The sequence below is a fragment of the Intrasporangium sp. genome (assembly GCF_030452765.1).
Lineage (GTDB): Bacteria > Actinomycetota > Actinomycetes > Actinomycetales > Dermatophilaceae > Intrasporangium_A.
Map to the genome: position 1 here is coordinate 21,643 of NZ_JAKDLO010000022.1, position 12,468 is coordinate 34,110.

Sequence of the window (12,468 nt, forward strand, 5' to 3'; positions counted from 1 at the left end):
GCATGAGTGAGCCGATCCGGCTGCTGCTCGCCGACGACCAGGCCCTCGTCCGGGGCGCGCTCGCGGCGCTGCTCGGGCTCGAGCGCGACCTGCAGGTCGTCGCCGAGGTGGGCCGGGGCGACGAGGTGCTGGGCGCGGCCCGGCGCACCGAAGCGCAGGTCTGCCTGCTCGACATCGAGATGCCGGGTGCGACCGGCATCGAGGTGGCCGAGCAGCTGCGCCGGGAGCTGCCGGCGTGCCGGGCCCTGATCGTGACCACCTTCGGACGGCCCGGCTACCTGCGCCGGGCACTCGAGGCCGGCGCCGCCGGGTTCGTCGTCAAGGACACCCCGGCTCGAGAGCTCGCCGAGGCGGTCCGCCGGGTTCACGCCGGTCTGCGCGTCGTCGACCCGGTGCTCGCCGCAGAGTCCCTCGTCGACGGGGCAAACCCGCTGACGGACCGAGAGCGGGAGGTGCTCCGGGTCGCGCTCGACGGGGGGACCGTCGCATCCATCGCAGGCCGGGTCCATCTGTCCGCGGGCACCGTGCGCAACCATCTGAGTTCGGCCATCGGCAAGACCGGAACCTCGACCAGGGCCGAGGCCGCCCGAGTGGCCCGGGAGCGGGGTTGGCTCTGACCTCCTCCGCCCGACGCATGGCGAACTCGGGTGCTCCCCCCTAGGCTCAGGCTCGTGAACATCGTCTTCATCGAGCCGGGGTTCCCGGCAAACCAGCGTTTGTTCGTCCACGCGCTCGCCTCGGTCGGCGCGAACGTCTTCGGGATCGGCGAGTCCGGCGAGCAGGAGCTCGGCGACGACCTGCGGGGTGCCATGAAGGCCTACTACCAGGTGCGCAACGTCACCGATGTGGGCCAGCTGACCGAGGCCGTCCAGTTCTTCCAACGCTACGCGTGGATCGACGCCCTCGAGTCGACCGTCGAGGCGCACACCATGGCCGCCGCGCAGGTGCGGGAGGCGACCGGCATCCCGGGCACGTCGGTCCACACGACGTGGCTCTGCCGCGACAAGCCCTCGATGAAGGAGGCGCTGCGCCAGGCCGGGGTCCCGACGGCTGCCTCCGCCGCCGTCGACACCGCGCAGGAGGCCAAGGAGTTCGCCGACCAGGTCGGCTACCCCCTCATCCTCAAACCACGGGCCGGCGCCGGCGCAGCCGGGACGGTGCGCGTCGACGACGACGGGGAGCTCGCCGCGGCCCTGCAGCACTTCGGCGAGACCGGCGCCAGCTCGATCGCCATCGAGGAGTTCGTCCAGGGTCACGAGGGCTTCTACGACACGATCACGGTGGGCGGGCACGTCGCGCACGACTGGGCGACGCACTACTACCCGAACGTCCTCGAGGCGATGCGCAGCCGGTGGATCTCACCGCAGTTCGTCACGACCAACCGGATGGAGGGCAACCCCTTCTACGCCGAGGTCCGGGATCTGGGCCGGCGCGTCATCGAGGCGCTCGGCATCGGCACGTCGGCCACCCACATGGAGTGGTTCTACGGCCCGAAGGGCCTGAAGTTCTCCGAGATCGGGGCCCGGCCCCCGGGGGTCGGCTGCTGGGACCTGTACTCGGCGAGCAACGACGTCGACGTCTACCGCGAGTGGGCGCACATCATCACCCACGGCACTCCCGAGCGACCGATGCGGCGCCCGTATGCCGCCGGCATCGTCGCGCTGAGACCGGACCGTGACGGGACGGTGCAGGGGTACTCCGGCATCGACGCGTTCATGGCCCGGCACGGCAAGTGGGTGCTCGATACGAACTTCCCGGGGCGCGGGAGCTCGACCCAGCCGGTCGAGGCCGGCTATATGGCCAACTCCTGGCTGCGGATGCGGCACCCCGACTACGACGAGCTGCGTGGCATGCTCGACGACGCGGGACGCACCATCCACGTCCACGCCGGATGAGCGTCATACCACCGTGACGACAGGCCCGCACCACAGGTGCCCATGACCACGATCCTGCTCGGTCCCCAACGGTTCACCGTCACGGTGACCAGCGCGGTGCGTTCCCTCGACGTCGACGGACCCGTCGCGATGATCAACGCGGGCTGGGAGGAGCGGGAGGACGACGACGCGGAGCTCGTCAAGAAGCTCGACGGCCGCGGCCGCAACCTGCGGCTCTACAACCGGCTTGTCGACGTCATGACCAAGGATGCCGTCTTCGCCAAGGGCGCGCTCACCTTCCGTGACCGGCAGGAAGAGCTACGCAAGTTCTACGGAGTGCGGTTGCAGGCGGCCGTCGATGCGGCGCACGCGGTGCTGCACCGTTCGTCGCCCCATGGCCTCAAGACGGCGGCGTTCACCGGTGCCGTGCAGGGTGTGCGTGAGGTGGACCGGTGGTATGCCGACCAGCTCAAGGAGCTCTACCGCGAGATGGACCAGCAGGTGTCGGTGCGGGACAGCTCCGTGATCGGGTGGCACCGCGGCGAGGTCGAGGCGATCCTGCGCGACAGCGTCGCTGCCGTCATCGCCGGCGGGCACGTCGGGTTCCTGCTGCAGTCCCTGCGGATGTTCTCGCTCGAGCTGCCCGAGGAGCTTCCTGTGGTCGCGTGGTCCGCGGGTGCGATGGCCCTGACCGAACGCGTCGTGCTGTTCCACGACTTCACCCCGCAGCAGGTCACGGCGGCCGAGTGCCACGACCACGGTCTGGCTCGTCTTCCGGGGATCATCGCCCTGCCCTACGCGCGGCGGCGGCTCAGGCTCGACGATCCGGAACGGCTCGCGGTCCTTGCCCGGCGCTTCCCGAGCAAGCAGCTCGTCCTGCTCGACGACGGCACCATCCTGCGCTTCCCGTCCGGGCAGACCGGCGCACCGGCTGGGGCCAGAGTCGTCACGCAGCTGGGCGCCGTCGAGACCGTGGGCGACCGGGTCGGTACGGCGGCGGGTGAGGGCCGATGAGCCCGCGCCGACTCGCCATCAACCGGCTGCGCGACCGGGTGCCGCTCGATGTGGCCGCCATCGACCGCTTCGTCACACGGTACGGGTCTCCGATCGTCGAGGGTGAGCGGGCGACCTTCCTGTGGCGCGGGGAGGCCGACGGGGTCAGCGTCCGGCACCGGGTCGTCGGCCTGCCGGACCCGCTGCCGATGAAGCGGCTGCCCGAGACCGACCTGTTCGCCGTGACCACGGTGCTGCCGGAGGGATCTCGGGTCGAGTACCAGATCGAGGTGCGCCGAGGCGAGACGTACGAACGGTTCGACGACCCCCTCAACCCGCGCCTCGCGCACAGTCCGTTGGGTTCCTCGTCCGTGTGCGCGGCCGTCGGCTACCGGGTTCCGGACTGGGTGCAGCCCGACCCGGAGGCCCGACCCGGCCGCCTTCTCGAGGAAGTGGTTCGGAGCAAGGCGCTGCGCCGCGACCAGCCGGTCCAGGTCTACCTGCCGGCCCGATTCATCGAGGCGATCCGCTACCCGCTGCTGATCGTGCACGACGGCGGGGACTATCTCGGCTACACCGCGATGAAGACCGTGCTCGACAACCTGATCCATCGGCTCGACGTCGCCCCCCTCGTCGTGGCCTTCGTCCCTCCGCGGGACCGGCTCAAGGAGTACCCCAACTATGCGCCACACGCCCGGTTCATCGCCCGTGAGCTGGTGCCGTGGCTCTCCGGGCGGCTGCCGCTGCGGGACACCCCGGAGGCGCGCTGCCTGATGGGGTCGTCGTTCGGTGGCATCGCGTCCCTGTCGACCGCCGTGCGCTATCCCGACCTGTTCGGTTCCCTCCTGCTCGAGTCCGCCTCCCTCGTCTTCACCGATATCGGCTTCGAGCACGGCGGTGGGCCGCACTTCGACCCGGTCGTCAAGTTCGTCAACCGCTACCGGGCCAAGCCGACCCGCCCCGTCGACCGGATCGCGATGACCTGCGGCGTCTACGAGCCGCTCATCACCCCGAACCGGTCGATGGTGCCCGTCTTCCGCGAGGCCGGCATGGCGGTGCACTACACGGAGGCGCGCGACGGGCACAACTGGGAGAACTGGCGCGACCGGCTCGGCGAGCTGCTTTCGTGGCTGTTTCCAGGCCCACAGAAGTTCGTGTACGAATGACCACACACGGGGGTCACGGCTGCGAGCGGCCTGCGCCCCCGTGGACCCTCGAAGGACCCGCATGGCTGAGTTGAGCCCGTCGAACGGCAGCAGATCCCGGTCGGCAGGACGGCACGAGACGTTCGACCGGATCGATCGGAAGGAGTGAGGATGTCATGAAGGTGACGGATCGGTGGTACTCGAACAGGATGGGCAGCGACATCACGGTCGCCCGATGGGGCACCTTCGGCGCGCCCGTCCTGGTCTTCCCCACGGCCGGCGGTGATGCCGAGGAGGTCGAGCGCCACAAGCTCGTCGCCCACCTCCAGCCGCTCATCGACGCCGGGCGAGCCAAGATCTACTCGTGCGACAGCGTGGCCGGCCGGGCGCTGATGGATCAGGACGCCTCGAGCCAACAGCGGTTCCTGCTGTTCAACCGGTTCGAGCAGGCGATCGCGGAGGAGGTCATCCCAGCCATTCACACCGACTGCGGGGGCCCTCTGCCGGTCGTCGTGGCCGGCTCCTCGATCGGTGCGTTCAACTCCCTGGCGATGATCTGCCGTTACCCCCACCTCATCAGCGCTGCGGTGTGCATGAGCGGCACGTACCGGATCGAGAAGTTCGCGGGTGCCGGCTACACCGACGACCTGTACTTCGCCTCCCCACTGCACTTCCTGCCCGGGCTGGGCGGGCCCGCCCTCGAGATGCTACGACGCAGGCTGGTCATCCTCGCCTCGGGGAGCGGGCAGTGGGAGGACATCGGAGAGTCGTGGGCCGCCGCCAACCTGCTCGGCTCCAAGGGCATTCCCAACCGGGTCGACGACTGGGGTCCGGACTACGACCACGACTGGCCGACCTGGTGGCGGATGCTGCCGACCTACCTGGACGACATCCTGCCCTGAACGCCGGTGCCCGGCATCACCGTTTGGCGCGATGTCGTGGACGCGCGACCTCGCGCCGGTGAGGCCGACGCTCAGACGCGGGCCGCCACCGGACGGGCAACGAAGCCGGTGCTGCCGATGAGCTCGGTCATCGACGCCGACGGGCGGATGCCCAGCTCGCGCAGGAGACGTCGGGCGTAGGACCGGTAGGCCTGGATCGCCGCAGCTCGGTTGCCGCCCAAGAGGTGAGCCCGGATGAGCAGCTCCTGGGCGCTGTCGGTGAGCGGCTCGATCCCGATGGCTCGCTCCGCCAAGGCGCCGGCCAGCTGCGCGCGCCCCGTCATGAGTGCTACCTCGGCGAGCGACTCGAGCCCACGGATCTGTCGGTGCTGCAAGGCATCGCGCTCCTCGAGCACCCAGTCGTCGTACCACCCGGTCAGCAGCTCCCGCCCGCCGAGGGCAGCCAGCGCCTCCGATGTCGAGGCCCACGGCACGTCGCCGAGCCGGTCGACCTCGTCGAGCCGGACGCCCAGCTCGACAGTGTCGCAGGTGACCTCGTCGCCGAGGCTGATCCGGGAACGGCCGGCGTCGATCAGGCCCTCACAGGTACGACGCAACCGCATCACGGCCGCGCGCAGACTCGACAGGGCCCGCTCCTCGGTCGTGTCGGGCCACAGGGTGCCGGCCAGGACGCTGCGGCGTTGCGGACCGCGGAGGGCGAGTACAGCGAGAACCCGCTCCTCGCGCCCGCCGAGCTCGACCGAGGCTCCGTCGAGGTGAAGGGCGAAGCAGCCGAGTAGATGGAGGCGGCACGTGGAACTGCATCCGGACATTGATCCCCCAAGATCCAGCCCCGGGAGGAGGGACGAGCCAGTACGACATTCGCTGACCCGAACCGCACCAGGGGCGACATGTGCACGGTTCAGATTTCGATGTGAAGGCGCGTGAACGCGTTGACGCCTTTAGGAGCATCGTCCCCCATCTGCTGATACATCCGCAGCAAAACGCATGAATCGGGCGTCGCCGGTGCCTGTCGAACGCTGTTGCCATGCATCCCTGGCTCGTCCCGGGTCATCCGCGGCCCTCCCCGAGAGCTCTCGCGGCACCAGATCACCCGATCACGCAGATGTCACGCAAACTTCACGCAGGCGGCACGGGAGCATCACGGGCGGGTCACGGGGCACCCGCTTCCCTTGGGGCATGAACTTCGGAAAGGAGGTGAATCTCATGCAGGAAATGACCTTTGCCGAGCTCGACACCGAGATGGTGACGATGCTGCCCTCGAAGGAGACGCTCTTCTTCGACGCCAACTGGGCGGCGATCTACGCGTCCAACTCGTCGCTCGCGCTCAACGCTGCAACCGTTCTGTCCGCGGCCAACAGCGCTGCCGTGCAGTCGATCGTCGTGGCCCAGGGCTGACGCCACTCGGCGTGGCCCTCGCTCGAGGGGAGGGCCACGCCAACACGACCTGTGTCTGGCAGAAAGGATGTGAGTCCAGATGCGTTCATGTGCCGTTATCGACGACGCCGAGCTGGCCGAGCAGACCGCGACACTTCTCCCGTCGCGGGACACGCTCTGCTACTTCGCGTGCGTGACCGTCACTCCTGTCGTCGGCGTCAACCTCGCTTTCGCGATCAACGCCGCGACGATCAACTCGAACGCGTCCGCGCTCGCCGGCCAGTACCTCGCGGTGCTGTTGCCATGAGCCGGCGTCGGCGGGTGAGGGCATCGCTCCTGCTCGCCGACCGGCACTGCCGAAACTACGTGAGGAACAAGGGGATCCATGTCAGTCGGCCATGACCTCACGAGAACCGACGAGCCGCTCGGATGGGGGCGCGCCGCGGGTCTGGACCTTCTCGGGGAGGTCCAGGACTCCGGTCTCGCCAAGACCACCTACCTCGCTCGTCGGTCCGACGGCCAAGTGGTGCAGCTGTCCGAGCTGCTCCATCTGGTCCTCGCCGAGCTCGACCCGGCCCGATCCCCGGCCGCGGTCGCTTCGGCCGTGAGCGACGCCTTCGGGCGTCGTCTCACGACCGAGGGCTTGGCACACCTGCTCGAGACCCGCTTGGTGCCACTCGGGCTCGTCGTGCCGCAGCTGACGCCCGGGTTCGACCCGGACCGCGGGCACCTGGAGCAGCAGGAGCGGCCGCCGCTCCACGCCATCCCCCACACCGAGGTGCCGGCGCCGACAGCCCGCCCCCTGCTCTCGCTGTCGCTGCGAGGCACCCTGCTGCCGACCCGGTGGGTCCGGCGCTTCGCGCGTGTGCTCGCGCCCCTCTACTACCCGCCGCTCGTCCTCGGGGCACTCGTCTGCGCCCTCGTCGTCGACATCGGCCTCTTCCGGCATGCGAACCTGCTCGGTGCCCTCGGGCAAGTGATCGGCTCACCGACTCTGTTGCTCGCCCTCTACATCACCCTGAACCTGGGCGCACTCATCCACGAGCTCGGGCACGCAGCAGCCTGCTCCTACGGCGGCGGGCGGCCCGGGGCGATCGGCATCGGCATCTATCTGCTCGTTCCCGCCTTCTACACGGACGTGACGGACTCCTACCGGCTGAGCCGGTCAGCCCGGATCCGGACCGACCTCGGCGGTCTCTACTTCAACGTGTGGTGCATCATCGCGCTCGGCGCGCTGTACCGGCTGACCGGCGAGGGCGTTTTCGTGCTCGCCGTCTTCGTCATGCACATCCAGATGCTCCAGCAGCTGGTCCCGGCCATCAGGCTCGACGGCTACTACGTCCTTGCCGACGTGGCCGGCGTGCCCGACCTCTTCGCCCGCGTGGGTCCGGTGCTGCGGAGCCTGCGTCCCGGCACACCCCCCGACCCGCGGGTCGCCGAGCTGCGACCCGGCGCCCGGCGAATCGTGGTCGCCTGGGTGGTTTTCGTCGTGCCGACGCTCGTGCTCGCCATGGGATGGCTGGTCTGGAGCCTGCCCGTGATCGTGAGCCAGATGGTGGCCGGTCTGCACTCCCAGCTGATCTCCATGCGGGGCGCATGGACCGACGGTGACGCGGTGCTCGTGATCATCGGCGTCATCTCCCTCGTGCTCCTGATCGTCCCGCTCCTCGGCATGGGAGTGCTCCTGCTGCGCATCATCCAGATGATCGGAAAGCGCGTTTTCCACTCCGCACTGCGGCACTATGCGCCACACTCGACAAGACGACCGAAGAACCAGACGACGAGACGACCGAAGGAAGCGCCGAAGGAACAACTCCACACACCAACGGGGATCACCATGGCAACAGCCGACACACAGAGCCGGTCGACCCAGGCCGCTCAGGACGACTACGTGCTCCACGAGATCTGGGGCCGCGCGCCGACCCCGGAGGCGCCGCCGGGTATCCATGTCGCGGCCCTTCCGGCGCCCGTGACGGCACCCACTGCCCAGGCAGCGCCGCCCCGGGCGCCGAGCCCAGCGGCATACGCCGAGGTCGCGCGCACCGTGACGCTCCCGCCTGTCGCGAGCCCAGCCCGCAAAGGGGACCGCCTGTCGGCGGACGCGTTCAGCGACGAGCTGATCCTCCCGACCCGGGCACCCGTGCCGCACCGGGGATGGCGTCGGGCCGTCCTGCGCGCGTCCGGTGGCGCAGTGAACCCGGGGCCCGGTCCGGCGGAGCGTCAGCGCGCCGAGCTCGAAGAGCGGCTACGCCAGCCCATCGAGGGCTCGCGCCGCGTCGTCGTCATGAGCCGCAAGGGCGGCGTCGGCAAGACGACGACGACCCTCGCGCTCGGGATCACCTTCTCCGGACTGCGTGGCGACCGCGTCGTCGCGGTCGACGCGAACCCCGACGCGGGCAACCTCGCCCACCGGGTCGCCGTCCCGAACGAGCGGACCATCACCGACGTGCTGGGCGACCTCGAGCGCATCGACACGTATGCAAAGCTGCGGGCCTACACCTCCCAGGCGCCGGACTCCCGCCTCGAGGTGCTCGCCTCGGACGACGACCCGCGCATCGGCATGGCGCTCGACCGCACGGACTACCACCGGCTGATCGGACTGCTCGACCGCTTCTACAACCTCATCCTGCTCGATACCGGCACCGGCATCCTCGACAGCGCGAACCAGGGGCTGCTCGGCGAAGCAGACCAGCTCGTGATCGTCCTGCGCCCCGGCATCGACGGGGGCAGGGCCGCCGCGCTGACGCTCGACTGGCTCGACGAGCACGACTACGGGCCTCTCGTCAGCCGGGCGGTCGTCGTCGTCAACGCCGTGCGTCCAGGGGTCGGCGCGCCGCTCGACGCGATGGTCGCGCACTTCGAGCAGCGCTGCGCGCGGGTCGTCATCGTGCCGTGGGACCCCGCGCTCGAGACCGGCTCGCAGACGCACCTGTCCGACCTCGCCCCGGCCACCCGTCAAAGCTTCGTCGAGCTGGGGGCCGCTGTCGCCGACGGATTCCGCGAGACAGGAGTACGCCAGTGAGCCCAGCCGACACGTCCCCATCCGGTCGTCGTGGGCGGGCCCTGCGACGCCTCGCGGTCGTCGTGGCAACCGTGGTCATCACGGGCGCCTTCGCCTCGGCGAGCTCGGATGCCCACTCCCGCAACGACAGCCTCGACCTGACGAGCATCGCGATCAGCAGCTCGGCCCAGCCGCAGGTGCGTGACGACGCGTTCGACACCGAGCGGCTCCGCGGCCGCACCGTGGACGCCGAGACATCGTCGGCGGCCAACGCCGAGTGCGACGGCTGCACCGCCACGGCGACCACCCTCGGCGTCGTATACGTCGACCGCGGCCGGGCGACCAAGCTCGACAACGTCGCGACGGCGTGGAACTCGTGCAAGGACTGCCGCACGGCAAGCGTCTCGGTCCAGGTCGTCGTCGTCCGGCGCGCCCAGAAGGTGACCGCGAACAACCGAGCCCTCGCCCTCAACGCCGCGTGCGAGGGGTGTCAGGCGTCGGCGGCGGCCTACCAGATCGTCATGCTCGAGCCCAAGGGGAAGCGCCTGTCCGGCCGGGACGTCGCTGCCTTGCGCGACTGGGTCGACGCCCAGGCGGCGGCGATGTCGGCCGCGCCGGCACCACGGTCGATGCTGCGCTCCGCGCCCGGTGCGCCCGGTGCCCCGCTCGACCAGCTCGAGGATCGCGTCGGCTTCGCGCTCGGCGGAGCCAAGACGCTCGACCGGTCCGCAGACGTGCAGACCGGATGACATCGGCGAACCCCGGTACGGCGAGCGCCGGTACGGCGAGCGCGGGTACGGCGAGCGCGGGTACGGCGAGCGCGGGTACGGCGAGCGCGGGTACGGCGGTGGACCGCCGGGCCCTGCGTCGCCCCCTGCACCCGCCGATAGAATCGGCACCTCGGCGGGTCGCGCACCCGCGCCCATGACACCGGCCCGGCCCAGAGGAACACTGCATGCCTCGACGTCCCACCGTGCTCGCCGCCCTGGTGGTCGCCGTGGTGATGGTCACCGGGGCCGTCGGCGCGCTTGCCGGGTGCACCCAGAGCGGGGCGGTGACCTCGCACCTGGCATCGACCGCGCTCGGGCCGACCGCGCTCGGGCCGACCGCGTCGGAACCAGTCCGCCCTGAGGGAGCCCACCCGGAGGGCGCGCGCCCGCAGGGAGCGCGCCCACAGCGGCCGCTCGTCGTGGAGACCGTGCTCGGCGAGGTCGACCTCGACCCGTCCCGGCAGCTCGGCCGCACCGACGTGCTCGTGGCCAAAGCCCTGTACCAGACCCTGACGACGCTGTCGGGCACCGACGAGACGCAGGCGGTCCCGGGGCTGGCGCAGTACACGATCAGCCCCGAGGGCAGGTGGCTCACGCTCCGGTTGCGGGCCGGCGCCACGTTCTCGGACGGCGCCCCCGTCACGACGGATGACGTCGCCTTCACCCTGCGCCGCGCGCAGGGGCTCGGGGGCCCGCCGTCCCGCGTCCTCGGCACCGTCACGATGACGAAGGTCGACGACCGAACCCTGACGATCAGCTCCCCGGACGCCAACTTCGCCCTGCCGGCGATCCTCGCCAACCCGGCCTTCGGCATCCTGAACTCCTCCGTGGTCAAGGCACGCGGGGGCACGATCGGCCCGCACGACGAGGCCGGCCGGTGGCTGCAGACCCATTCGGCCGGGTCCGGCCCCTACGTGCTCGCCTCGCGGACCGCCGACTCGATCACCCTCACGGCCAACCCGCACTGGCCGGGCCCGAGACCGGCGCATCCCGACATCGTCATCCACAACGCCTCCCCGGCCCAACAGCGCAGGGACCTCGAGGCGCGCCGTGCCGACGTCGTCCTCGATCTCTCGCCCCGGCAGGCCGAGGCGGTGCGCCAGGACCCCGAGGGCGCGGCGCTGCACGTCATGCCGCGCCGGTCGTCGACGCTCGCCTACCTCGTCCTCAACGCTTCGTCGAGGGTGGGCCGGTGGACCGCCGACCCCGACGTCGTCGCGGCGGTGCGCAGCGGTCTCGACCGGGCTGCGCTCGCAGCGCTCTTCCCCGGGGGTGCCATCCCGGCGCAGAGCCTCGTCGCCCAGGGGATCGTCGGAGCGCTCGAGGCCGACCCGACGCTCACGAGCGCATCGGGCACGGCGCCCGCCTCGGCGGCGACGACCTATCCGTCCACCCCGACGGAGGCGACCAGCGCCGCAGACGCTGCGAAGACGGCCTTGAACAGAGCCGGCTACCACGGCCAGCCGCTCACGCTCGTCTACGCCGAGGACCGGCCCATCGCGGGCATCCCGTCGCGTCGACTCGCCGAAGCCGTCGCCGGCCAGCTCGCCAAGGTGGGTCTGCGGGTCGACCCCAAGGGTGAGCCGGCAGCGGGCGTCGCTGCTGCCTACCGGGCCGGCAGCCCGCCGTTTGCGCTGCGCGCCTTCACCCCGGCCTACCCCGAGCCCGGCGCCTACCTGGCCTTCGCGCCGGGTGGCCCGATCGGCCTGCGGGCCGGTTGGCGGCTGCAGGCGGACTCGCTCGTCGGCGGCCTGACGGTCGAGGCGATGGACTCGGTGGGCGCCGAGCGCGAGGCTGCCTATCAGGCTTGGCAGCGTGCCATGAACGCCGCGGGGCCGTTCGTCCCGCTCATCCAGCCCATCCGTCACCTCGCTCACGGTGACCGGGTCAGGACGCTGCCGACCAACCCCATCTGGACGATCGACCTGGCCGCGATACGGTGACCCCGGCGCCCGCCGGATAATTGACGGTATGCCGCCCACCTCGCCCCCGCGCGTGCGTGGTCTCGTGCTCGCCGCAGGGGCAGGCCGGCGCATGGGCGGCCCCAAGGCACTGCTCCCGGCGCCGGCCGGCGGCACACTCGTGGCGGCTGCGATCCGAGTCCTGCTCAGCGGCGGCTGTGACGGCGTCACCGTCGTGCTCGGTGCGGCGGCCGAAGACGTGCGCGCTGCTGTCGGCACCGTGCCGGTCCCGAAGAGTGCCGACATCGCCTCGCCGGAGCCCGACATCGCCTCGCCGGAGCCCGACATCGACGTCGTCGAGTGCCCCGACTGGGCCGACGGGATGGGAGCGTCCCTGCGTACCGGCCTGCGGCACATCCGGGAGCTGGCGGACTACGAGGCCGTTCTCGTGACTCTGGTCGACCTGCCCGATGTCACCCCAGATGTCACCCGCCGCCTCCTCACC

Annotated in this window: 12 protein-coding genes; 11 read left to right on the plus strand and 1 reads right to left on the minus strand. The window is 70.9% G+C overall.

Translation table 11 applies throughout. The features are described from left to right. Positions 1 to 2 precede the first annotated feature (2 nt). From L0H79_RS04690 to L0H79_RS04710, 5 genes are all read left to right on the plus strand, one after another. The gene (locus tag L0H79_RS04690) at positions 3 to 617 is read left to right on the plus strand and encodes a response regulator transcription factor (RefSeq protein ID WP_301483396.1); all 615 of its coding nucleotides are present in this window, start codon (positions 3 to 5) and stop codon (positions 615 to 617) included. A gap of 54 nt (positions 618 to 671) precedes the next feature. Then, positions 672 to 1,895: an acetyl-CoA carboxylase biotin carboxylase subunit family protein gene (locus L0H79_RS04695; protein ID WP_301483397.1), complete on the plus strand. Its 1,224-nt coding sequence runs from the start codon at positions 672 to 674 to the stop codon at positions 1,893 to 1,895. Between the two features lie 42 nt (positions 1,896 to 1,937). After that, the gene (locus tag L0H79_RS04700; protein ID WP_301483398.1) at positions 1,938 to 2,888 is read left to right on the plus strand and encodes a hypothetical protein; all 951 of its coding nucleotides are present in this window, start codon (positions 1,938 to 1,940) and stop codon (positions 2,886 to 2,888) included. Next, the gene (locus tag L0H79_RS04705) at positions 2,885 to 4,033 is read left to right on the plus strand and encodes an alpha/beta hydrolase-fold protein (RefSeq protein ID WP_301483399.1); all 1,149 of its coding nucleotides are present in this window, start codon (positions 2,885 to 2,887) and stop codon (positions 4,031 to 4,033) included. Before L0H79_RS04700 ends, L0H79_RS04705 begins: the two co-directional genes overlap by 4 nt. 155 nt (positions 4,034 to 4,188) lie before the next feature. After that, the gene (locus L0H79_RS04710; protein WP_301483400.1) at positions 4,189 to 4,914 is read left to right on the plus strand and encodes an esterase family protein; all 726 of its coding nucleotides are present in this window, start codon (positions 4,189 to 4,191) and stop codon (positions 4,912 to 4,914) included. A 71-nt stretch (positions 4,915 to 4,985) separates the two neighbouring features. On the opposite strand, the gene L0H79_RS04715 is transcribed toward L0H79_RS04710, so the two are convergent. Next, positions 4,986 to 5,726, minus strand: coding sequence for a BTAD domain-containing putative transcriptional regulator (locus L0H79_RS04715; RefSeq protein WP_301483401.1), 741 nt, complete (start codon positions 5,724 to 5,726; stop codon positions 4,986 to 4,988). Positions 5,727 to 6,093: 367 nt separating this feature from the next. On the opposite strand from L0H79_RS04715, the gene L0H79_RS04720 reads away from it, so the two are divergent. The 6 genes from L0H79_RS04720 to L0H79_RS04745 form a co-directional block, all read left to right on the plus strand. Beyond that, positions 6,094 to 6,312, plus strand: coding sequence for a hypothetical protein (locus tag L0H79_RS04720; protein ID WP_301483402.1), 219 nt, complete (start codon positions 6,094 to 6,096; stop codon positions 6,310 to 6,312). Between the two features lie 79 nt (positions 6,313 to 6,391). Beyond that, the gene (locus tag L0H79_RS04725; RefSeq protein ID WP_301483403.1) at positions 6,392 to 6,598 is read left to right on the plus strand and encodes a hypothetical protein; all 207 of its coding nucleotides are present in this window, start codon (positions 6,392 to 6,394) and stop codon (positions 6,596 to 6,598) included. A gap of 78 nt (positions 6,599 to 6,676) precedes the next feature. Beyond that, positions 6,677 to 9,313: a MinD/ParA family protein gene (locus L0H79_RS04730; RefSeq protein WP_301483404.1), complete on the plus strand. Its 2,637-nt coding sequence runs from the start codon at positions 6,677 to 6,679 to the stop codon at positions 9,311 to 9,313. After that, positions 9,310 to 10,041: a hypothetical protein gene (locus tag L0H79_RS04735; protein ID WP_301483405.1), complete on the plus strand. Its 732-nt coding sequence runs from the start codon at positions 9,310 to 9,312 to the stop codon at positions 10,039 to 10,041. Before L0H79_RS04730 ends, L0H79_RS04735 begins: the two co-directional genes overlap by 4 nt. A gap of 206 nt (positions 10,042 to 10,247) precedes the next feature. After that, the gene (locus tag L0H79_RS04740) at positions 10,248 to 12,005 is read left to right on the plus strand and encodes an ABC transporter substrate-binding protein (protein WP_301483406.1); all 1,758 of its coding nucleotides are present in this window, start codon (positions 10,248 to 10,250) and stop codon (positions 12,003 to 12,005) included. Between the two features lie 28 nt (positions 12,006 to 12,033). Continuing rightward, on the plus strand, positions 12,034 to 12,468 hold a 435-nt coding region (locus tag L0H79_RS04745; RefSeq protein ID WP_301483407.1), incomplete at its 3' end, for an NTP transferase domain-containing protein.